Origin of the sequence: Shewanella intestini (genome assembly GCF_018221465.1) — a bacterium.
GTDB classification, from domain to species: Bacteria; Pseudomonadota; Gammaproteobacteria; order Enterobacterales; family Shewanellaceae; genus Shewanella; species Shewanella intestini.
Window position 1 is genome coordinate 16,179 of the sequence record NZ_JAAIKR010000021.1, and the last position, 22,406, is coordinate 38,584.

Sequence of the window (22,406 nt, forward strand, 5' to 3'; positions counted from 1 at the left end):
TTTTCTAGCGAATAAAGTTGCTTAAACATTCAAGCAATTCAAGCAATTCAAGCAATTCAAGCAATTCAAGCAATTCAAGCAATTCAAGCAATTCAAGCAATTCAAGCAATTCAAGCAATTCAAGCAATTCAAGCAATAAAATTAGCTTAAATAACATCACTTCAATAGCAATAATCAAATTTATCGATAATGAGTTTTCAGCAAAGATTTCATAATCCTAAGCCAAGCAAACCACCACAAAATAAATTATTATCAATAAGTGCCCCATATAATTCAATAAACATCAAAATAGATGTGCTTTAAAATAAAAAACCTCACTAAAATAGAGCTAATATTGCCGTTTGCTCAAAGAGAAAATTTGCTTAAGCTATCAATAAGTGGCACATTAAAGCCATCAATCGTTAAGGTTTGGAGTTATCTCATGTGTTCAATTTTCGCTATTCTCGACATTCAATCAGATGCAAGCAAACTTAGACAAGTTGCGCTAGAAATGTCAAAACTATTAAGACACCGTGGTCCAGACTGGTCTGGAATTTACACTGACCAGCATGCAATTTTGGCTCACGAACGTCTAGCTATTGTCGATGTTGACCATGGCGCACAGCCGTTAATCAGCAATGATGGAAATATCATATTGGCAGTAAATGGCGAAATATATAATCATAAGCAACTCAAAACACAATTGGGTGAAAAATACACTTATCAAACCAACTCAGATTGTGAAATCATCCTATCTTTATATCAAGAATATGGCGTCAAATTCTTAGACAGACTCAATGGTATATTTGCATTTGTTCTTTATGATAAAGAAAAAAACCAATACTTAATTGGTCGTGACCACATGGGCATTATTCCAATGTACACCGGTTATGATACCCAAGGTAACTTCTATGTCGCATCTGAAATGAAAGCCCTTATGCCAGTGTGTAAAACAGTTTCTGAGTTCCTGCCTGGTCACTATTTAAGCTCTACAGATCAACAAGCCATTCAATATTACAGCCGCGATTGGCAATCATATGACGCAGTTAAAGAGAACCCAGCCAATGTCGATGAATTACGTGAAGCACTTGAAGCTGCTGTAAAAAGACAACTGATGTCAGATGTACCTTACGGCGTATTACTATCAGGCGGACTAGACTCTTCGGTTATTTCAGCCATAACCCAAACGTTTGCTAAACACCGTATAGAAAATGACGGTGAAACCGCTGCATGGTGGCCGCAACTACACTCTTTTGCCGTCGGTTTAGCCGAGTCACCAGACTTAAAAGCGGCTCAAAAAGTCGCTGATAGCATTGGTACCGTTCACCATGAAATCACCTTTACCTTCCAAGAAGGTCTCGATGCTATTAAAGAAGTGATTTATCACCTTGAAACATATGATGTCACGACTATTCGCGCTGCAACACCAATGTATCTGATGGCACGAAAAATTAAAGCTATGGGCATTAAAATGGTGTTGTCGGGTGAAGGTGCAGATGAATTATTTGGCGGCTATTTATACTTTCACAAAGCACCAAACGCGCAAGCATTTCATGAAGAGTTAGTTCGTAAACTTGATAAATTACACCTTTTTGACTGTTTGCGTGCCAACAAAGCCATGGCCGCTTGGGGCTTAGAAGCACGAGTGCCATTTTTAGATAAAGAGTTTATGGATGTCGCAATGCGTATTAATCCAGAAGCTAAAATGTCCAAAGATGGTCGCATTGAAAAACACATCCTTCGCCAAGCATTCGAACATGAACTACCTAAAGAAGTCGTGTGGCGTCAAAAAGAACAATTCAGTGACGGTGTTGGTTATTCGTGGATTGATGGACTTAAAGATCATGCCGCGGCTGAAATTGATGATTTACAACTGGCTAATGCAAAGTTCCGTTTTCCATACAATACACCAGAATCAAAAGAAGCCTATTTTTATCGCAGCTTCTTTGAAGAATCATTCCCACTTGCGAGTGCGGCGCAAACAGTACCAGGAGGTAAAACAGTTGCTTGCTCAACGCCAGAGGCATTACTTTGGGACGAAAGCTTACAAGGAATCAACGACCCATCTGGCCGTGCAGTTAAAAACGTCCATGACAGTGCCTATTAACAGGCAAATATTTGTTTAATCGAAACCACCTACGGGTGGTTTTTTGTTATTCTAAATGCCATTACATATTCAAAATTAATATACATTTATGCCAGATGTCACCATTTACTACCTTGAAATGACAAGCCCTGAAGCCTTATTGCCAAAGCATGACTCAAAAGGATTAATCATTTCCCAAGCACAAATAAAACAGTATCAATTTAACCGTTTTTTATATGCCTTTGTTGGGCAAGCTTGGCAATGGACCGATAAGCTCAAATGGACAAACAAACAATGGCAACAATATAGTGAAGCGGATAATTTACATCTTTATGTCGCCTACTTGGAGGGGTCACCAGCAGGTTACTTTGAGCTACAACAAGAAGGAGGGAACATTGAATTAATGTATTTTGGTATGGGAGAAAAATTTATTGGCAAAGGCTTAGGAGGATATTTACTCAGCAAAGCAATTAGCACAGCATGGGAAATCGATGGCATTAAACGATTATCGGTCAACACCTGCTCACTTGATCACCCTAACGCACTTAACAATTACCTAGCTAGAGGCTTTAAACTATATAAAACAGAAATTGAATCGACTTAAACAAGTTTTAGAATATTACCAACGTACAAACATATTTATTTGATATTAAAGCTGCCACCGGCTCTAAATTTGAGGGTTTGAAGTAAATCATTTTTTTGACTATCACTCATATAATGCCAAGCTAAAATTTCTTCAAGTGAACGAAAACATCCAACACAAGTGTCGTTGTTATCTAAACAGCAGTTTCGCCGACAAGGTGAAACAACACGGCTATTATCTTTAAGTAACATAAAACAAATCCTGCAAAGCGAGTCAATCATGCCTATAACACTGAGTATAGTCCGCAATTGACAAGCTTGTACTAGCAAGTTTGTTGTTTAAGAAGCGATAAATTAACCCACTAGTGCGGCGAATAAACCAATTAAACCACCAAATACCCCGCCCCACACCACTAACCAACCTAAGTGTTGACGGATCATATCTTGTACAATTTGTTTAACTAACTCAGGAGTGAGCTCATTCAAGCGTTGCTCAACAATTTGCGCCACTTTAGTTTGCATACTGGCTTTCAATTCTGGATTGTCTAATTCATTCATTAAAATAGTATTAAACTCTTCACTTTCAGAAAGCGCGACTAATGAAGACTTCATTTTTTCTATAAAGGGGTCTTTCAAAGGCACAAGCGCCTCTGAACCACCAAACATGGCTAACATTCCGCCTAATGAAGATTGTTCAACGGTCTTTACTAGCGCATCAAACGAAGGGGCTAAATCAACTTTATCAATGACAGGAGCAAGGTTTAAATGGCTTGAATCTTTGCTCGTTAAAAAGCGATCAATATTCTCTTGAGTAAAAAACTGCTCCATCATTAATTGATGGATTGCGATTTTAAACTCTTCAAATCTAGATGGAATCACACCTGAACCATACAAACCAGGCACCTTCTCAAATAACATGTGAATTGCTAACCAATTGGTTATCGCACCTGACAAGGCAAACATGCCCATTGTAAAAATGATCGGTTGCGCCATGAAATAGCCAACAATAATTAAAATAGTTGCTAGCAGGTTAGTTATCACGCTCTTGTTCAATTGAAAATCCTCAAAATAAAAAACTCAGCTATTTTACAGACAAATAGCTGAGTTTTAAAAGCCTGCAAGCTGATCTAATTTAAGGTGCTGATCAATTTTTTAGCTGAATTAAGATGCAACGAGTTCATCTTGTTGAGGTTCATTTGAATTGATCAATATGACTTCGGTGCCGTCGGCCAACTGTTTGGCTTTGAGTAGCATTTGCTGAGCAATATTGTCATCTTTATATTCATCGATGACATAGGTGTCTTCTAAATGCCAAACTGGTTTTAAAAAGATAGAGGAATAAGAAGGGTAAAGCTGAATAAAGCCGATTAAACTGTCATGGTTAACGGCAACAAAAATGATAGAATCATTTTCAGAAAGACGGCTAATTAAAAAACGTCGACACGCTTGGTAATCTTTTTCTTGCCCAAGTTGTGAACGATATTGGTTCAGTAAATGACTGAGCGGCTCTAAGTCTAAGCCAGAAGCGAGGCGTATGTGCATATTTCATCCTTGAATTACGTTTTTATAAACAGAGTATTGTACTAAAGTACAATGTATTGTGCTTGGTTCAATGTTGTCGATAAAATAAATCAACAAAACCATTTTCATTGATAAGCCAACAAAAATAATAACATTCCCAACACGCGTAACGCGCACGGCTTAACGCATAAAAAGCATTTCTTTACATAATGTTAACCAAATACTGGTGTTTTGTCCATGCAAAAATCATAGACGATTTTGCTAAAAAAAGAGCAGGTTTTTTTATACACTATTGGTTAGAATAACGACTCGATTTCTGTTCAAAGCGAATTATTAACATGCAGCCTTTTTCGACTATCACGTCATTTTTTTTTACTTTACCTAAGTATTTAAGGGTAAGCTGCTATCTTGCATTTGTTTATGGCCTTTTTTGCTTAACCTTAGGGTTAATCATTCCGGCTATCGCACAAAACCAAATACCTAAACAACTTAGTGATATTACAGGCCGCCATGTGAGCCTTGACGATATTCGTTTTAACCCATTTACCTTCGAATTGAATCTACATCAATTTCAAATTGACGCGAATGAAAATTCGCCATTTATCGGTTTTAAACATCTGTATGTGAACCTTTCACCTTGGCAATCGATTACTCACTTTGCCGTGGTGGTAGACAAGATTGCATTAAACACTTTTCAAGCAGATATTCAACAAACCGCTAGCGATATAACCCAACCCGCTTTTAACTTCGACGATATTATCTTGTCAGCCCAAGCACATTTTAAAAATGATAAGACCACAACACCTGAGCCTATAGGTAAGAATGACCAACAAGCTATCTTCCCTGTTATCGTCAATAATTTGTCTATGAATAACGCCGCATTAACTATCTCAGATGCGGCTACACACTCTTATTTTAGTTACCCGGACATCAATTTAACAGTTAACCACTTTAATACTCGTGCAAATTTATTCGCTAACAAGACAGGCAATAGCGATCATAAAAATCCGAAACAAGACAATGAACTGAGCTTCTCATTACAAGATGCCAACCAAAGTCAGGTTAATATTGATGCTAATGTACAATTACAACCGCTCGCGGTAATTGGGCGAGTCAACATTGCCCATTTTGACCTGCCTTATTACTATCAATTATTAGATCAATGGATGAAAGTCAATCTAGATACAGGTAAGTTTGACGCAACTGCGCAATTTACCTTTGGACAAACATCAGCTTCCAGTCATACCCAACACCCATCTGCGGCAATAAAAATTGCTAACGCTACAATGGCACTTAGCCAAGTGAATTTAACCCACCAGCAGCAGACAATATTTGATTTAGCAGAATTTACCCTTGCCGATATCAACGTTGATACCGCACAGCAGCAAATCAATATTGGTCAAATTAACACCCATAACAGCCATTTATTAACTCATATCAATAAGCAAGGGGTAGACTTAGCCACATTATTAACGCCTCATTTACCAAGCTCGCTAACGACTTCAACTGATGCTGTTCAAGCCAACAACTCAACAGCTAATCATAATGCTTCAACGACAACACCAACAAACAACACCAAGGCCAATAACACTCAGGAAACGCCGCAATGGCAAGTCAAACTCGGCGGCATTAATTTAAAAAATTACAACGCGACAGTGAACGAAACAGTTGCAACCGGCAAACCGAATCAATGGAAACTTGAAAAAATTGGTCTAACGACGGGGGCTGTCTTATCCGATTTATCCTCTGCAATTGATTATCAATTTACGATGAATATACAACAGCAGGGTCAATTAACTTCCAATGGGACAATTGATGCAAAACAACAAGCCCTAAATGCAGATTTCGCCTTAAATAATTTCCCATTAACGGCGCTGCAAGCCTACCTTGCCCCTTATATTAATATTACGTTGAATTCAGGTGAATTTAATACCAGTGGTGACATTCACGTTGCCCCTCAAGTGAACAATGGCAATATTATTGTTCAAGGTAAAACGTCAATTAATAACCTCAATATTGAAGACAACACCATTAAAGATCCGTTGTTAACATGGGATAACATGGACTTAAGCCACTTTAAATTCAATCTACAGCAAAACGCACTAAAGATTGACCAAATTAGCTTTGAGAAATTATTTAGTAAAATTGTCATTGCTAAGGATGGTGGCAATAACATCAGTAACTTAGTTGTAGAAAAACCCCATACTGAATCACAAGCGCCAGCCCCAAAAGTGGCTTCAGAGCCACTTGCTAATAATGCAGTCCATGCACCAAAAGCTAATACCGCGCAACAACAAACCCCATTGAGTATCGACATTAACGGCATTAACATTCACAACAGCTCAGCTTTTTTTGCCGACAATAGTCTTACTCCGCAATTTGCATCAGGCATTGAGATGCTAAATGGCAGCATCAAACATTTATCTACCACCCCAGAAACTCGTGCCAGTGTTGATTTAAGCGGTAAAATTGACCGTTACGCGCCAATGAGTTTAAAAGGTGAAGTCAACCCGTTACTTAAGCAACCTTATGTTGATTTAAGCTTCCAGTTCAATAAGGTCGAATTAACCTCTGTTAACCCATACTCTGGGACTTATGCGGGTTACTATATTGATAAAGGCCAATTATCAATTAACTTAAATTATAAAATTGAAAACAACGCGCTAAAAGGCAGTAATCACGTGGTCATTGATCAACTTGAACTGGGTAAACCCAGTAATAGCGACTTAGCCACCAGCCTACCAATTACTTTGGCGATTGCCTTATTACAAGACCGTCACGGTGTGATTGACTTAGGTGTTAACGTTGATGGTGACATGAACTCACCAAGCTTTAGTTTTGGTAGTGTTATCACCAATGCAATATCAAACGTTATTACTAAAGCCGTGACAGCGCCATTTTCACTGCTTTCAGGGCTCGTTTCAGCTGATGATGATATGGAAAATATCGCCTTTAACGCTGGCGCTAAAGCACTCAGTGAAGACGCACACTCAAGCCTTGATGCATTAAGTAAAGCATTGTTAGATAGACCTTTATTAAAAGTCAGTCTTAAAGGTTCGGTAGATAAAACAGCTGACAGTCAAGTGCTGCAAATACAGCAATTAAATCAATTATTGCTCACTCAGGCTAAAATGGATTTAACCACTGATATTTCGGCTTCTAACTTACCCGCATCAGGGCCACTGATAGATTCACTAAATCAGCTATTTAACGCACAAATTACCGATAAAACAGTGACAGAAATTAGCAATATTATTAAGCAAGATGTACCTGAGATCACCAATGAAGCATTGTTAACTCGGACGCATATGACCATGTATAACTTATTGCTTAGCCAGCAAATCATTACCGATGACACCTTAGGTAACTTAGCCCAATCACGTGCAGTTAGCGTTAAGAACTACCTTGTTGAACAAGGTAAAGTGGATCCTAGTCGAGTATTTTTACTAGAAAGTCGAGTTAATTTTGCCCAAGATGCTGCAAAAGTGGTTATCGGACTAGACGCAGACTAACCCTTTTCTAAAGCCCATATCTCACTCAAGCAGGTATGGGCTTTTTGTCACCTCATCAGCCTCCCCTCTTTAAAGTGTGACCGACTTCAAGTAAAATCGGCAGCAAAAATAAATAAACTATCTGAGGTATTATGTTTATCATTCGCTGGCTACTAGGCCGAATCATTTTATTTTTTGACTTTGTGTTTGCGCCTAAAAGAAAACAACGCCCAATTGCTGAGCAACAACGCCTTGATGAACAAACCCAAACAATGGCGTTATATCAATATCAGGCCTGTCCATTTTGCGTCAAAGTGCGCCGTGAAATGTGCCGTCAAAATATCAACATCAACACCATTGATGCTAAAACTGAGCCGCATAAAGCTGAGCTAGTTGCACAAGGCGGTAAACTACAAGTGCCTTGCTTAAAAATCGTTGAAAACGGCCAAGCAACATGGTTATATGAATCTAAAGAAATTATTAACTATCTTAATCAACGCTTTGCATAAGTGCTGATTAAAGCATTATCAAACTAATCGACACTTATCAGTGACAATGTCGCCAGCCCTTGAAGATGTATTTATATTTAATCAAGGGCGCTAATGACAACGCTTATTTCTTTTATCAAGCCATTATAAAACGGTTGAGAATCCCCCATGATAAGGCTAATCCTATTAATCACCGTGCTTTCACTTGCCGCTTGCAGTACCAATCAAGCAGACCCTTATGAATTTGCCGGCCAATACAAAGATCGATTTGCGACTCAAATTAAAGGTCAAGATATAAAACTGTTTACCTACAAGGCCCACCTTGCCAATTCATCGACACGAGGGTTAAACGATAACCGCAACTCGCCACAGATTAATCGTAAAAACCAAGATGCAATTAGCTACGCACGGGAACAAGCGGCTAAGCAAGATCACCTTGAACGTTGGCAACAAAATGTTGAACTTGGATTAGTGAACACATTAGCCATGAGCGGTTTTTGTCAAACAGGGTACATTGAACTAAGCCGCTATATCGGTGCAGATAGAGCTGAAATACGCGGAGAATGCAAAGAAGGGGCAACACAAGCTGATATCGTTAAGTTTGGCTATTAGTGCTAAGAAGTTAACTAGCGTGTCCAGTTTTCATGTTATCATTGCGCATCAGTGTCGTTAATAAACAACATTCACTTTGCAAGTATCAGCGATTAAAATGCAATTTGTCTTTCACATCGCAGCATATTTTTGACCTATTTAGAGTTACCCGATGAATAAAAAACAGCAAATGATTAAGAAAATGGCTAAGCGAGCGAAAGCCAAGTCGAATAAGGTTGTGCAACCTAACCCAAGTAGCAAGCCCAAAGAACGCTACATTTCTAAAGCTGAGCGTGAAAAAATCGCTGCAGAAGAAGCGGCAAAACAAACAGATGCACCAATAACGACTGAAGAGTCTTAAATTCGCCATACAGGCATTCAAACACCCATAAAAATAGCCTCATAATGAGGCCATTTTTATATTAATGACTCCATAACTCACCTTTAATTACTTGGCCGTGTTTTAGTGTCATTAAAGGGATCACTATCATCAGTGTCTTTATCTTGAAATGGATCTTCTTCAAGCTGTGCAATTTGCGCGCAAGCAGACGATAAAGGCGCCGAACTAATCCCCGTCTCTGAAATAGATTCGTCCAAATTAATCGCGCCAACAGCAACCGGATTAGCGTGTGTTTGTTGCTTAGCCAATAATGCAAGTTTATCAACATGGCGATAAGCCATCCACACTCCCATCACACCAAAGATAATCGAGCCAATCACTTGACCAATTAATACTCCGTGTATACCGCCTAATTGAGCGCCAAAGTACACAAACGGGATAGTCCCAATAGTCGCTTTACCGACATTAAACAAGGTTGAATACTTAGCTTTACCCAGATTATTGAACGAAGCATTAGCCACAAATAAAATGCCTGAAAAGATAAAGAACACCGCAATGAATTGGCAAAAGAACAAAATAATATCCGCAGCATCACCTTGCATATCAAACACAGTTATAATCTGATTACTCAGTAAAAATAATATCAGCGACATGGTCAACACGAACACAATACAAAATTGAATCGCTTTGGTTAACGTCTCTTTCACGCGGTCAAAATCATGCGCGCCATAGTTTTGGCCGACAATCGGCCCTATTGCACCAGACAGTGCAAATATCATCCCAAACGTCACCGGAATAAGCCTACCAAGTACCGCCCAACCCGCAACATAACTGTCACCAAAATCTGCAATGGCGCGGGTTACAACAGCATTACCTATCGGGGTGGCAATGTTCGTCAACATCGCAGGTCCCGCAATGGCAAAAATAGTCGGTAAATCCTCATAAAACTCTTTAAGGCTAAACCTATCCATCAATTCGTGTTTTACAATAACCCCGTAACCCGAGATAAATAATACCGCAAAACGTGAAAACACTGAGGCAACCGCGGCGCCTTCAATGCCCATTGAAAACATAAAAATAAATATTGGGTCTAGTACCGCATTCACCCCGCCACCAGCAAGCGTAGACATCATTGACAACTTAGCGTCACCCACGGCACGTAATGCCCCGCCAAGTGCCATTGCTAATGAAATAACGGGTAATGAAGGCACTAAAATATATAAGTAGCTTTGTGCCATCTGCGCAGTTTTACCTGTTGCACCAATTAAGCTCAGTATTTCAGGTATATACATCAACACGGTAATGGTGACTAATATGCTAGTGATAACCGTCACCACCGCGCTATTTAAAAATAATCGTTTCGCTAATTTGTTCTGTTTTGCCCCAACTGACTTTGATACCAACGCCCCCAGCGCAATGGATAAACCAATTCCAATCGAGGTAGTGAAAAAAGAAATGGTGCCCGCATACCCCACCGCTGCAGCAAGTTCTTGCTCACCTAATAAGCTCAAGAAGAAGATATCAAGCAAGTCAACAACAAATAACGCTGAGATACCAATGGCAGCAGTCGAGCTCATCACTAAAATGTGACGTAATATAGAACCTTCAACAAATTTGGCAGCGGTCATTAATCAATTAATCCTTTTGGTGTAAATCCATTTGTTCGAGTTCAGTACCACAATGGTTACAAAAACTCGCATCTTTATCATGGCCATGACGTCCACAGTTACTGCATTTTCTTAAATCTCGCTCGCGGAGCATTTCATTAGATATTTCAGCGGTGAGTATGCCTGTTGGAATGGCTAAAATGGAGTAACCTATCAACATTGTCGCCGCAGCAATGGTTTGCCCGAGTGCTGTTTGGGGGGTAATGTCGCCATAACCAACCGTGGTAATGGTCACAATAGTCCAATACATCGCTTTAGGGATTGAACTAAAACCATTATTTGGCCCTTCAACCACATACATAATGACACTTAACACCATGACAATAAGGCTGACAGAGAAAAAGAAAATAAAAACCTTCCTGCTCGACATCACCATAGCACGCAACAACACATTGCCATCACTTAAATATCGCAATAGTTTTAATACCCTAAACACCCTAAATAGCCGCAATACTCTTAATGCGAGTGCCACATTGGCGCCAGGGAATATTAATGCTAAGTAGCTCGGTAAAATAGAAACTAAGTCAACGACCCCAAAGAAACTACGAGCATATTGCCAACGGTTAATCGAACAATAAAGCCGCAAAACATATTCAGTAGTGAAGATGATTGTAAAGATCCATTCACTAGTACGAATTAACTCGCCATATTGTTTATGAATTGGAGCAATGGTATCAAGTAAAATTAATAGTACACTCAACACAATGCAGACCATTAAAATAATGTCAAAATACTTACCTGCGGGTGTGTCAGTTCCAAATATGATCCGACGTAACTTGTGTCTAACTGGATTATCGTTATTTGCAGAATTCGACATAATTTGCTCGATTGCCTGTATGAAATGAAAAATGTGCGTTTACTAATATCAATTATAAGTTTAGATAGTTAAACTCTACGACTGAATATTAGATAAAATTGATTATTAATCTAAAAAAAACAAAAACAAACTAATAAAGTCAATTTAGGATCACTGATGCGCCATATTTGTTATCATTTGATGCTGTTATGCTCAATCTTATTTACCTCCTACTCCTTCGCCTCTCTCAAAGATGTTAAAATTGACTTAGTGATTGTCAATAAATCCAGTTCCTCTATGAAAGTCATGCACCAAGGAAAGATATTAAAAACCTATCGCATTGCTATGGGTGACGTGCCTAAAGGGCATAAACTGACAGAAGGCGATCAACGCACCCCCCAAGGGCGTTATATTTTAGATTACAAAAAAGCAGACAGTGCTTTTTACCGCTCATTCCACATTTCTTACCCAAATGATGAAGACAAGCTTAGGGCAAAAGCGCTTGGGATCAGCCCTGGCGGGTTTATCATGATACACGGTGAAAACCCACAATCTGCATTGCCACCTTTAGAAGCGCAAAAATATAACTGGACTAATGGCTGCATTGCAGTAACCAATAAAGAAATGGATGAGCTATGGCAAATCATTGAGCCTGGAACACCTATCGAAATTTGGCCATAAACCAGGCAACATTTACTTTTGTTATCACACACAGTGGAATTGACATGAACTATCAAACATTGCAACGCACTTGGCCTGAATTTAACCAACAGATTTTGGCAATGATGAAACAGCTAGGTTTAGATGCGCTTAAGCTCGAATGTGATCACGCCGCGTTACGGGTCAATCATGTTGAATTTGCTGAGCAACTATGCAATGAATTTGCCGAACATGGTGAGGTTATTTCAAGCAATATCATTAATGGTCGACCAATTTTAATTATCAAATTAAATCAACCCATGCCACTTGGCGAACAAAGCATTGCGTGCGTAGAACTGCCCTATCCCGCCAACAAAAATTACCCTGTTGAAGGCTGGGAGCACATTGAATTAGTATTTCCTACTCCAGCGCAAAATTGTGAGCAACTGGCCAAAGCGTTAATCACACAAATTCCCTCACTAGAAAGTGTCATTAACGGTGAAACAGATATAAACGTGAAAATGAGTTCGCCTAAAGGCGACAATGAACGAATTTCAAACCCAACAATTGCCTTTAAGCTGGGGAATATTTGTATAAAAGTGCACCCACATAGCATTGAAACCATTATAAAAAGTGAAACGAATTCGCGCTAAAATCAGCTCAGTTCAACCCCGTTATAAGTTATGCATTACGCCTAATGCATAACTTAAACAGCGTTTAAATCATTACCCACTTCTTACTGCTTATAAACCTTGCCGTCTTTCATTACAAAGCCCACATTCAATAATGACGCAATGTCTTCTAATGGGCTAATTTCTACTGCGATAATATCGGCATATTTCCCAGGTGTAATCGTACCTAACTTGTCGCTCATGCCAATTAAGTCCGCCGCATTCACCGTGGCTGATTTTAGTATTTCCGCTGCTGGCATACCTGCTTGGTGCATCAATACTGCTTCTTGAGCATTAATGCCATGTAATGAGACGCCGCTGTCTGTACCAAAGGCAATTTTCACTCCCGCTTTATACGACCGAGCAAAGTTTTCTAGCATATCAGGCCCCACCCGAATGGCTTTGGCTTTTACCGGTGCTGACATAAAGTCTGAATTTTTTGCCATATCCACAACCGTGGCTCCTGCTAGTAACGTTGGAACTAAATATGCCCCAGTTTGTTTAAATAACTTAATGGTTTCTTCGTCGGCATAACTGCCATGTTCAACACTGTCTACACCTGCCCTTAGCGCGGCATTAATGCCAGCCGTTGCATGAGCATGACTGGCGACTTTACGGCCTAAAGCATGAGCAGTATCAACAATCTCTTTAAGTTCATTGTCTGTCATTTGTTGTCCAGTGCCGGTGTCAGTATCAGATAAGACCCCACCAGTTGAAGCCACTTTGATTGCATCTGCGCCATATTTAATTGCATGACGCGTCATTTTTCGACATTCAAATGGGCCATCACAAATCGTTTTAGGTGACTTCATTGCCAGTACGTCATGTGCCATACCATCGGCATCTAAATGACCACCGGTAATTGCTATTCCCGCAGCAGCAATAATTCTTGGGCCGTCAATCCAACCTTTATTCACGCCGTCACGTAATGCATACATTTCCTGCGGACGACTTAATAAATCTCGAACAGTAGTAAATCCTGCAAGCAAGGTTTGTTTCGCGTAATACACGCTGTGCATACCAATATCTGCATTTGAAAGCTTAACGGTATCTTCAATATTATGTGGCCCTAATTCCATCTGTAAATGGACATGCATGTCCATTAAACCTGGCATGACAAATCGGTCAGACAAATCAATAACTGAAGCATTAGCGGCAATATCTTTTGGGGCTACAAAACCTGCTTTAACAGCTTCAATCACATTATCTTTAATAATGATTGAGTGTTTTTTTAATGGTTTTTTACCCGGCACAGTTAATAACTCTCCGGCATGGATAACCGTATAACTTCCCAGCTTTTTATTAGTCGCATAAGCGGGTCCACTTATTAGGCCAACGACAAGAATGACAATCCATAAGTTATACAAACGCATTATTATTTCCTTTAAACGTATTTTTTGAGTTTTATTTTAATGACACGACTTGTCATAACAAATTACACAGTTTAATTATCGCGGTAAAAAACCGTTTAACGCTAACGTTTAACCACAGCAGTAAATAATAACGCCTAACTTGTAGCACTTGGTAATAGCCAACAAATTCGGTTTATAAGCTTAAGCGAAACGGTTACATCGCGTCTTCAAACTAACAAACATTAAATATTGAAATGTCAGTCCTAATATTGACCTAGGAGGTGACAGTTCACTATCTGACTGCACAAAAAACAATTAAGATACTGATTTGTATCAGTTAAATATAGTTAGTCATTAAGCACAACTGTATTTAATGGGTAAATTGAGCAATGAATCCCCCTAAGTACAACCAATGAAACTCACAAAATGTGAACCTAAATTTACAATAATTGTAATTTAATCTGTTTGTGATAATTTATCAACCTGCTCGTTCGGTTTTTATACAACAGCATCATCATTTAAAGGAATAAAAATGAATCACTCGATGAAACATATGCTCTATTTTGCTGGTATTTATTGTTTTTGTATTTTTAGCTTGCAGGTAAAAGCGCAACCCGTAAACCGGCCTAATACCCTCGTCCTTGAAGATATCTTTCATCTTGAATATGCATCACAATTACAAATAAGCAACGATGCTCAAACGGTGTTTTTTGTGAGAAATGCCTTTGACATTAATACAGATAAAAAAGTCACAACCCTTTGGTCTGTAGATAAACAGCAGCAATTAACCCCGTTAACGCCCGGCACTGCAAACGAAAACGCGCCGACGCTCTCACCTAATAATGAAAAGCTAGCTTATATTTCCACGGCTAGCGGCCAGCCACAAATTCATGTCACTTGGTTAAAAACAGCCACATCGACTCAATTAAGCCGGCTAAGCACTCCACCGACAAATATAACTTGGTCTTCTGATAGTCAATGGTTGGCTTTTAGTGCATTTGTGCCAACACCAGCAAAACAGGCATTTACCTTGCCGCCCAAGCCTGCCGGCGCAACATGGGCAAAGCCTGCAACTTATATTGACCAAATGTACTACCGATTTGACGGCGCAGGATATTTACAATCAGGCAATCAACAACTCTTTATCATGTCTGCAAATGGTGGCGGTTTGCGGCAGTTGACATTTGATTCCTTTGATCATAATGGCCAAATAAGTTGGACTAAAGATAATCAACATATTATTTATAGTGCAAATAAAGGAGACGATAACGCGCTGCAGTGGACTGATAGCAATCTCTATAGCATTAACATCAACAGCGGAGTCAATCAGCAATTAACCCAACGTATTGGGCCTGATCATTCCCCCATAGTGTCACCTAATGGTCAATGGATAGCTTATTTGGGTTATGACCAAAACGATAGAAATTATGAAAACACCGAACTTTATATCATGCGCCTTGATGGCAGTGATAAACGCAGTCTCACCGCCAAATTAGACAGGTCGATAAATAAAATACTTTGGGACAACGACAGTCAACATGTCTATTTCAGTTACCATGATCACGGCGAAAGTTACGTTGCCAAACAAGCATTGACAGGAACAAGACACATTGTCGCCAAACAATTGGGCGGGTTATCGTTGGGACGTCCATATACTGCTAGCGATTTTGATGTTGCCCGCGACGGCACAATCGCATTTACCTATTCAAACCCGCAGCGCCCAGCCGATATTGCCATGACTAAGGACGCAATAACTACAAAATTAACTCATTTAAATGCAGATGCTTTAGGTCGCAAGCAACTGGCTAAAATCGAGTCAATAACCGTTAAATCATCAGCAGATCAACGACCGATTCAGGCATGGATTGCTTACCCACCAGGGTATGAACAAGGTGTGAAGAATAACCAGAAGTACCCATTAATTTTGGAAATACATGGTGGCCCTGTCACGAATTATGGACCCCATTTTGCCGCAGAAATACAACTGATGGCAGCACAAGGCTACGTGGTGGTTTATGCCAACCCAAGAGGCAGCGACAGTTATGGTAAAGCATTTGCTCAGAGCATCTATAACAATTACCCAAGCCAAGATTATGACGACTTAATGTCAGTTGTCGATGGGGTGATTCAACACGCTGAAATTGACCATCAAGCCCTATTTGTGACCGGCGGATCCGGTGGTGGTGTACTTACTGCGTGGATTGTTGGTCATACTAACCGTTTCAAAGCCGCTGTGGTGGCTAAGCCAGTCATAAATTGGTTAAGTTTTTCATTAACCACTGACTTACATTCATTTGTGATCAAAAACTGGTTTGAAAAAATGCCCTGGGAAGCCCCTGAACAATATTTAAAACTATCGCCAATTACTTATGTTGGTCAAGTATCGACTCCCACAATGTTACTGACCGGAGAAGCTGACCTACGCACGCCAATAGGTGAGACTGAACAGTTTTATCAAGCATTAAAGTTACGCGGGGTTGACACAGCTATGGTCAGGATACCTGATGCCGATCATGGCATTTATAAAAAGCCAAGTCACTTAATGAGTAAAGTCGGCCATATTTTATGGTGGTTTGAGAAGTATAAATAAAGCCCATTAAACAAAAAAGGTGCCAAAGCACCTTTTTTGATGGAATAAATAAGCTTACTCGATGGCTAACACTTGTTTCATTGGTGGCACAACCGTAACGGGATCTAAGCGCATTTGAAACCAATTTATGCGCCAATCTAAATGCGGTCCAGTTGCCCTACCTGTCGCACCAATTTCAGCAACATGCTGACCTTGGGTAACTTTATCACCGACGTTGCAATTTATTTTACTTAAATGAAGAAACGTAGAGCTAACGCCATAACCATGATCAATTATCATCGTGCCACCCGAATAAAACATGTCTGATTCGGCGAGTGTAACAATACCACCCGCGGGAGCAACAACAGGGGTGCCTGTCGGTCTGGCAACATCCACACCAAAGTGCGGATTACCCGGCTTGCCGTTATACACCCGTTGGCTGCCATAAACACCCGATATTCGTCCCGTAACAGGCCATATAAAGTCTTGCATAAAAGCATCTTGTTGGCTAAAAGTATCGCGTGCCGTTCTCACTTGCTGTGCATCTTGACGAGCACGTTTTTGAGCAACAGGATTGGGCTTCATTATTTTTTTACTGATCCCATTAACCCGGTCAACTTTATAATGCTTTTTCTCTAATATTAGCGGTTTTAGTTGAGTTAACCCATCGGGATAAGTCACCTTTAATAATTGTGACAAAGGCGCATCACGCTCAAAACCAATCGCAAAATGTCCATCCGGAGTTACGTGTACATCTTTCTCATTAAGGGCAATTTGACTACCAGCAGGGACACTACCACGAACTAATGCTCCCTGCTCAAACTGACCTTGCATCACGATTTGGGCTTGCGCAGTCATAGAGCAAGTGAACAGCATCAATGCTAACGATAATGGGTTTTTTAACATTTCTAAATCTACTTAATCCATGGTCAAAAAATGCACAAGCCAATAAAATACACTATGCATTTACCGACGTGATTTTAGTGTCTGTTGAGCTAATTGCTCCCTTGCCAATCCCTTCAAAAGCAATGACCTTAAAATCACTATTAGGTGATAATGCCTTTAAACTTTGAGCAATAAATTGTGCTAATAATTCAACTGTCGTATCGTGGGGGATTATTTCACAGCAGCCCATTGGCATCGCTAACTGAAAATCACCTTGCGGAGCTTGGTAATGAAAACCAATATGCGTTTGGGCGTTCACGTTTGCTTGCTTTGACAGCTCAAGCTCGCCAACATCGACAACGTCTTCTTGCGTCCCTAAATAAATATCTTGCCACCTTTTAGCCCAATAACTATCCCATTTAGGCATAGCCACCCCATTCTCAAAAATGGTAATCGGACTGCGATGACCATGAGCAATACGTTGACAGTTACCATCATGTTTTTTAAGACCATGACTGTAATGATAAAAAGGTGTACTAAGCGCTTCATTTCTAAGGGTTAAACTAATTCCTTGCACATTATCTGGCAACACCTGTGTCAGGGCTTTGTGTAAAAACGCATTCACACTATCAAAATCAATAATTTCAGTTGGGAGTAATGCAAAAGCTTGTGCTGGACAGGCAAGATGAATATGACCTTTGTTACTGGCGAAATCCATCCATACCCGCTCGGCTTTTTGTTGCCATCTTACTTGACTACAAGCCGTTGGGATTAGTAGACGATGATCAGCAACCTCGTCGATGGTTTGTTTTATGGTTTTTTTAACTTTACCAAAGTCGAGCACCATATTTTGCTCATCAAGGCCGCCATCAAGTAGCACATCAACGATCCAACTTTCACCTACCATACCTCTTATTGGACACAAGTACGAAAAATCAATAACGGTTAAATCTTTAACAAATAATTGCATTATTTCTCCTAGGCAGAAAAACAGTCCACCTGAACATTGTTATTCCAAAAAGCGATTAGCTAACGGAAATTTAACGCTATTCTAAACAAATAAAGCCAATTGAGCGAGGCACAATTGGCTTTATATATGGTCAATATAATATTGTTACTACTTGATAGCTAAAAACTCACTTAACTGTTCTGGAGCCGCAGGTTTACTAAAGAAATACCCCTGCACATAGTCACAACCGTTGTCGTTTAAAAAATCTATTTGCTGTTGCGTTTCCACCCCTTCAGCAATGACTTTAGTATCAATGGCATGCCCTAGCGCTATTACAGCTTTAGCAATAGCTTTATTGTCTGCATCAAACGGAATATCACGGATAAAAGATTGATCAATCTTTAATACATCAATCGGAAGATCTTTTAAGTAATTCATTGAAGAGAAACCGGTACCAAAATCATCAATACTTAATGTTACGCCCATTGACCGCAGGGTATTTAGCATAGTAATAATTTTTTCTGGTTCGTGCATCATACTGGTTTCAGTGACTTCTAATTCAAGGTTTCTTGCAGGCAAACCTGTCTCTAGCAACGTCTTTTGAACTTGTTTAACAAAGTCGGAACGTTGCAATTGGAGACAGGCGACATTAACTGAAATTTTGCCGAACTGTTTTCCTTGATTTAACCACTCAACACCTTGACGACATGCTTTATAAAGCACCCAAGAACCAATGTCGACAATTAAACCAATTTTTTCTGCAAGCGGTATAAACACCCCTGGTGAAATACGACCAAGCTCAGGATCATCCCAACGAATTAATGCTTCAAACCCAATAACCTCACGTGTCTTCAGGCACACTTTAGGTTGATAATGTAAATAAAACGCTTTGTTCGTTAAGGCTAAGTGTAAAGCGGTCTGAACTTTTAATTGCTCAACGGATGCTTGAGTCATAGATTCTGTATAGAAAGCGAAGTTGTTACGCCCATCAGATTTCGCACGATAAACAGCAGAGTCTGCATGTCGCAATAAACTGTCACTATCAGTACCGTCTGTAGGATAAATACTGACGCCCATACTCGCTGTTAGCCTCACAGGTTGTTTTTTTGACACATGAAATGGGTGTTCAAATACAGAGCGCAATAAATTAATGGTTGATGAAACGTCACCTGTACCACTGATTTTAGGTAATAAGATAGCGAACTCATCGCCCCCTATGCGCGCAATAATATCAACTTTAGACAATGCATAAGTTAACCTATTTCCAAGCTCAACAATGATTTCATCACCAATTAAATGACCTAAGCTATCATTGATATTTTTGAAAAAATCAACATCTAAAAAAATGACGGCTAATTGAGTTTGACTACGCTGCGCATGATTAATTTCTTGCTCAAGTGAGGTTCTAAACTGCATTCGGTTTGGCAGTTGTGTTAACGGATCATAATAAGCCAGGTGCTTTAACTTCTCTTCAGTTTGCTTTTGATCTGAAATGTCAGCAAAAACGGCGACAAAATAACTAATTTGTTTATTTTTAGTATAAACCGTACTCATAGTAACAAGTTGTGGAAATACCGAACCATTTTTACGCCTGTTCCAAATTTCACCGTGCCATTTCCCTGAGACAAGCAAAGTATTCCATAATTTTTGGTAAAAAAGGACATCATGCCTACCTGAACGTAATAATCGTGGATTTTGACCAATGACTTCATCACGTTGATAACCGGTAATGCGCGTAAAGGATTTATTGATATCAGTAATATTGCCGTCAGCATCAGTGATAATGACGCCTTCAACCGCATTCTCAAATACATTTGCAGCAAGTATCAACTGCTCTTCAGTTTTTTTGGTATGTTCTATGCTTCTTGAAAAACCAATAACCCCAATTAAATCACCATTAACATTAGTTAGCGGTGTTTTTACTGTTTCATGCCAAACTTTGCAGCCATGAAGATCAATAACTTCACACTCATCGACAATTGTTTTTTTACCTGCTGTAATCGCTTTATTATCGCCATCCACAAATTTATTAGCCGTTCGCTCATCAAACAACATATTGTCTGTTTTGCCAATAATATCGATATGCTCCATATTCCAAGATTGCTTTACACTTTTGTTGCAAGCAATATATTTACCTTCGTGATTTTTAATCCACATATGTTCAGAAAAAGAATCAAGAAAATCTTGAATTTTAATAGAATAATCAATCTCTATATCTTGCTTAAAAACAGCATCACTAGGCTTATCCGTCTTTAGTTTCGCAAGAATATTTACGGTAATAACACCTGCAAGAGCAGCTGTTTTGTGTTGAATTTTCTCTAATAATTGCTCATCGACTTCCCGAAGTTGGCTACAAATCAAATGTCCCCAGATACTGCCTGCATGAGGTTCCAGTTTGTGTACAGTAACATCATCTGTCAATAATGGTGTCGCAGGCCTTATTTCATTACGACAACTGACTAGATTAACCTCATTATGTAAAGAGGATAAATTATCCTTAAAATCACAGCTTGATACCACGACTTGGCTACTGTCATCAATTAAGGAATATTGGCATAAAGAAACACATACACCATAGTCATTTAATAAAGCGTTAAAATAGGATTGCCATATTTCAACTTGCAACGGTTCGATTAACATTACTCACTCTTTACAATGCTTTAATAACAAGGTTTTAAATAACATAAATTAAGCAGCATTATAAGCATCTGTAAAAACAGTAAATATAATAAAGTGGTACATTTTAGTAACCATTTAAACTTCTGCGAGCAAAATCTCTTTTTAGACTGCGCCATTATACACGGTAGCAACATATAGCTATAACTAAATGGGTATATTTGTAACATCCATATTTAGTCATTTCCCCTAAATTCATATAATAACGGCGACATTCACAAAGAGATAAAAAGAAGTCAATTGCGAAAAATGGTTCGCTTTATCACCAAAAAATCAAATGGAACAACAATTAATCATCGCGGTTGATAGAGCTCACAAGATACCAGACTTCAGTCTTTGTAACGTGGGAATTTAGATACAGAAGCTGTACATGTCGTATGTCATAGCTGAAACGATATTAATAACAAAAAAGAACAAATTACGTTGGATGTTATTACTCTAGTGATGCCCATCTCAGAAGTCTATATCTACGAAATTTTTCACGAAAAGGCCGTAAATTTTGGCAAAATAATGCAACATTTAAGATGCGAGTCTAAGCATAGAAGAAGGTCTTTTTCACAGATGACAGGCGTAAATAGTCCCATTGCGTTAACAATGGGCTTATCACACTCTTTCGAGTTGCCTTTGTTAGGTGCGCGACTGGAAATAGCCATCTTTATCATTAGCTAATTAGCTTTGTTGGCCCACGGTAAAGGACAAGATAATTCAACTTTCACAAATGTCAGACGCAAATAAGCCCATTGCGTTAGTAATGGGCTTATCACACTCTTTCGAGTTGCTTTTGTTAAGCGCGCGGCTGGAAATGACCTGCTGTGTATGCGTAACCCCCCTATTCTCAAACCCCAGACGCAAATAAGCCCATTGCGTTAGCAATGGGCTTATCACACTCTTTCGAGTTGCTTTTGTAAGGAACGCGACTGGAAATGACCATCGTTATCATTAGCTAATTAGATTTGTTGAGCAATGGTAGAGGACAAGATAATTCTACTTTCACAAAGCCCAGACGTAAAAAAGCCCATTGCGTTAACAATGGGCTTATCACACTCTTTCGAGTAATTTGGCGCCTGGAAATGACCTACTCTCACATAGGGAGACCCTACACTACCATCGGCGATACTGTGTTT

19 protein-coding genes are annotated in these 22,406 nt (G+C 39.4%); 9 read left to right on the plus strand and 10 right to left on the minus strand.

The annotated features are described in order from the left end of the window. Positions 1 to 4 precede the first annotated feature (4 nt). Positions 5 to 178: a hypothetical protein gene (locus G3R48_RS16155; protein ID WP_212593400.1), complete on the minus strand. Its 174-nt coding sequence runs from the start codon at positions 176 to 178 to the stop codon at positions 5 to 7. A gap of 243 nt (positions 179 to 421) precedes the next feature. On the opposite strand from G3R48_RS16155, the gene asnB reads away from it, so the two are divergent. Both asnB and G3R48_RS16165 read left to right on the plus strand, forming a co-directional pair. Then, entirely contained in the window at positions 422 to 2,086 is a 1,665-nt protein-coding gene (gene asnB / locus G3R48_RS16160; RefSeq protein ID WP_153666239.1) for an asparagine synthase B, read from the plus strand. A gap of 88 nt (positions 2,087 to 2,174) precedes the next feature. Beyond that, complete coding sequence (locus tag G3R48_RS16165; protein ID WP_153666238.1) at positions 2,175 to 2,669, plus strand: GNAT family N-acetyltransferase; 495 nt, start codon at positions 2,175 to 2,177, stop codon at positions 2,667 to 2,669. 35 nt (positions 2,670 to 2,704) lie between these two features. Here G3R48_RS16165 and G3R48_RS16170 read toward each other — a convergent pair whose 3' ends face one another. The 3 genes from G3R48_RS16170 to G3R48_RS16180 all read right to left on the minus strand — a co-directional run bounded on the left by G3R48_RS16170 (position 2,705) and on the right by G3R48_RS16180 (position 4,189). Next, entirely contained in the window at positions 2,705 to 2,899 is a 195-nt protein-coding gene (locus G3R48_RS16170; protein WP_153666237.1) for a DUF1289 domain-containing protein, read from the minus strand. 102 nt (positions 2,900 to 3,001) lie between these two features. Continuing rightward, positions 3,002 to 3,700, minus strand: a complete 699-nt coding sequence (locus G3R48_RS16175; RefSeq protein ID WP_153666236.1) for a DUF445 domain-containing protein — start codon at positions 3,698 to 3,700, stop codon at positions 3,002 to 3,004. Positions 3,701 to 3,808: 108 nt separating this feature from the next. After that, entirely contained in the window at positions 3,809 to 4,189 is a 381-nt protein-coding gene (locus G3R48_RS16180; protein ID WP_153666235.1) for a GNAT family N-acetyltransferase, read from the minus strand. Positions 4,190 to 4,506: 317 nt separating this feature from the next. Between G3R48_RS16180 and G3R48_RS16185 the strand changes: the two genes are divergently transcribed. The 4 genes from G3R48_RS16185 to G3R48_RS16200 all read left to right on the plus strand — a co-directional run bounded on the left by G3R48_RS16185 (position 4,507) and on the right by G3R48_RS16200 (position 9,099). Next, positions 4,507 to 7,680: a DUF748 domain-containing protein gene (locus tag G3R48_RS16185; RefSeq protein WP_153666234.1), complete on the plus strand. Its 3,174-nt coding sequence runs from the start codon at positions 4,507 to 4,509 to the stop codon at positions 7,678 to 7,680. 131 nt (positions 7,681 to 7,811) lie between these two features. Then, positions 7,812 to 8,168: a glutathione S-transferase N-terminal domain-containing protein gene (locus tag G3R48_RS16190; RefSeq protein ID WP_153666233.1), complete on the plus strand. Its 357-nt coding sequence runs from the start codon at positions 7,812 to 7,814 to the stop codon at positions 8,166 to 8,168. 147 nt (positions 8,169 to 8,315) lie between these two features. Continuing rightward, a complete protein-coding gene (locus G3R48_RS16195) occupies positions 8,316 to 8,759 on the plus strand; it encodes a hypothetical protein (protein ID WP_153666232.1) in 444 nt (147 codons plus the stop codon). Positions 8,760 to 8,910: 151 nt separating this feature from the next. After that, positions 8,911 to 9,099 (plus strand): DUF2986 domain-containing protein, encoded by a 189-nt coding sequence (locus G3R48_RS16200; RefSeq protein ID WP_153666231.1) that lies wholly within the window; start codon positions 8,911 to 8,913, stop codon positions 9,097 to 9,099. Between the two features lie 83 nt (positions 9,100 to 9,182). Here the strand turns inward: G3R48_RS16200 and G3R48_RS16205 are convergent, their stop codons facing one another. Both G3R48_RS16205 and G3R48_RS16210 read right to left on the minus strand, forming a co-directional pair. After that, positions 9,183 to 10,706 (minus strand): MATE family efflux transporter, encoded by a 1,524-nt coding sequence (locus G3R48_RS16205; RefSeq protein WP_153666230.1) that lies wholly within the window; start codon positions 10,704 to 10,706, stop codon positions 9,183 to 9,185. Positions 10,707 to 10,713: 7 nt separating this feature from the next. Continuing rightward, positions 10,714 to 11,562 carry an ion transporter gene (locus tag G3R48_RS16210; protein WP_153666229.1) on the minus strand — a complete coding sequence of 283 codons (849 nt, stop codon included), beginning with the start codon at positions 11,560 to 11,562 and terminating at the stop codon, positions 10,714 to 10,716. Between the two features lie 180 nt (positions 11,563 to 11,742). Here G3R48_RS16210 and G3R48_RS16215 point away from each other — a divergent pair, with 180 nt between their 5' ends. Together G3R48_RS16215 and G3R48_RS16220 are read left to right on the plus strand one after the other, a co-directional pair. Then, positions 11,743 to 12,222 (plus strand): L,D-transpeptidase family protein, encoded by a 480-nt coding sequence (locus G3R48_RS16215; RefSeq protein ID WP_228497522.1) that lies wholly within the window; start codon positions 11,743 to 11,745, stop codon positions 12,220 to 12,222. Positions 12,223 to 12,266: 44 nt separating this feature from the next. Then, positions 12,267 to 12,833: a VOC family protein gene (locus tag G3R48_RS16220; RefSeq protein WP_153666227.1), complete on the plus strand. Its 567-nt coding sequence runs from the start codon at positions 12,267 to 12,269 to the stop codon at positions 12,831 to 12,833. 83 nt (positions 12,834 to 12,916) lie between these two features. On the opposite strand, the gene G3R48_RS16225 is transcribed toward G3R48_RS16220, so the two are convergent. Then, positions 12,917 to 14,224: an amidohydrolase family protein gene (locus G3R48_RS16225; protein WP_153666226.1), complete on the minus strand. Its 1,308-nt coding sequence runs from the start codon at positions 14,222 to 14,224 to the stop codon at positions 12,917 to 12,919. A gap of 511 nt (positions 14,225 to 14,735) precedes the next feature. Between G3R48_RS16225 and G3R48_RS16230 the strand changes: the two genes are divergently transcribed. Continuing rightward, a complete protein-coding gene (locus G3R48_RS16230; RefSeq protein ID WP_228497521.1) occupies positions 14,736 to 16,793 on the plus strand; it encodes a S9 family peptidase in 2,058 nt (685 codons plus the stop codon). Positions 16,794 to 16,847: 54 nt separating this feature from the next. On the opposite strand, the gene G3R48_RS16235 is transcribed toward G3R48_RS16230, so the two are convergent. From G3R48_RS16235 to G3R48_RS16245, 3 genes are all read right to left on the minus strand, one after another. Further along, on the minus strand, positions 16,848 to 17,678 hold the full coding sequence (locus G3R48_RS16235; RefSeq protein ID WP_153666225.1) for a M23 family metallopeptidase: 831 nt from the start codon (positions 17,676 to 17,678) through the stop codon (positions 16,848 to 16,850). Positions 17,679 to 17,730: 52 nt separating this feature from the next. Further along, positions 17,731 to 18,627 (minus strand): 6-carboxytetrahydropterin synthase, encoded by an 897-nt coding sequence (locus tag G3R48_RS16240; RefSeq protein ID WP_153666224.1) that lies wholly within the window; start codon positions 18,625 to 18,627, stop codon positions 17,731 to 17,733. 147 nt (positions 18,628 to 18,774) lie between these two features. Continuing rightward, a complete protein-coding gene (locus G3R48_RS16245; RefSeq protein ID WP_153666223.1) occupies positions 18,775 to 21,246 on the minus strand; it encodes an EAL domain-containing protein in 2,472 nt (823 codons plus the stop codon). Positions 21,247 to 22,406 lie beyond the last annotated feature (1,160 nt).

Bases quoted from the DNA above. Each gene is read 5' to 3' on its own strand.
- G3R48_RS16190 (WP_153666233.1), top strand. From the start codon at position 7,812: ATGTTTATCATTCGCTGGCTACTAGGCCGAATCATTTTATTTTTTGAC.
- G3R48_RS16165 (WP_153666238.1), top strand. From the start codon at position 2,175: ATGCCAGATGTCACCATTTACTACCTTGAAATGACAAGCCCTGAAGCC.
- G3R48_RS16180 (WP_153666235.1), bottom strand. From the start codon at position 4,189: ATGCACATACGCCTCGCTTCTGGCTTAGACTTAGAGCCGCTCAGTCAT.
- G3R48_RS16210 (WP_153666229.1), bottom strand. From the start codon at position 11,562: ATGTCGAATTCTGCAAATAACGATAATCCAGTTAGACACAAGTTACGT.
- G3R48_RS16230 (WP_228497521.1), top strand. From the start codon at position 14,736: ATGAATCACTCGATGAAACATATGCTCTATTTTGCTGGTATTTATTGT.
- G3R48_RS16185 (WP_153666234.1), top strand. From the start codon at position 4,507: ATGCAGCCTTTTTCGACTATCACGTCATTTTTTTTTACTTTACCTAAG.
- G3R48_RS16170 (WP_153666237.1), bottom strand. From the start codon at position 2,899: ATGTTACTTAAAGATAATAGCCGTGTTGTTTCACCTTGTCGGCGAAAC.
- G3R48_RS16195 (WP_153666232.1), top strand. From the start codon at position 8,316: ATGATAAGGCTAATCCTATTAATCACCGTGCTTTCACTTGCCGCTTGC.
- G3R48_RS16235 (WP_153666225.1), bottom strand. From the start codon at position 17,678: ATGTTAAAAAACCCATTATCGTTAGCATTGATGCTGTTCACTTGCTCT.
- asnB (WP_153666239.1), top strand. From the start codon at position 422: ATGTGTTCAATTTTCGCTATTCTCGACATTCAATCAGATGCAAGCAAA.
- G3R48_RS16220 (WP_153666227.1), top strand. From the start codon at position 12,267: ATGAACTATCAAACATTGCAACGCACTTGGCCTGAATTTAACCAACAG.
- G3R48_RS16200 (WP_153666231.1), top strand. From the start codon at position 8,911: ATGAATAAAAAACAGCAAATGATTAAGAAAATGGCTAAGCGAGCGAAA.
- G3R48_RS16215 (WP_228497522.1), top strand. From the start codon at position 11,743: ATGCTGTTATGCTCAATCTTATTTACCTCCTACTCCTTCGCCTCTCTC.
- G3R48_RS16225 (WP_153666226.1), bottom strand. From the start codon at position 14,224: ATGCGTTTGTATAACTTATGGATTGTCATTCTTGTCGTTGGCCTAATA.
- G3R48_RS16205 (WP_153666230.1), bottom strand. From the start codon at position 10,706: ATGACCGCTGCCAAATTTGTTGAAGGTTCTATATTACGTCACATTTTA.
- G3R48_RS16240 (WP_153666224.1), bottom strand. From the start codon at position 18,627: ATGCAATTATTTGTTAAAGATTTAACCGTTATTGATTTTTCGTACTTG.
- G3R48_RS16245 (WP_153666223.1), bottom strand. From the start codon at position 21,246: ATGTTAATCGAACCGTTGCAAGTTGAAATATGGCAATCCTATTTTAAC.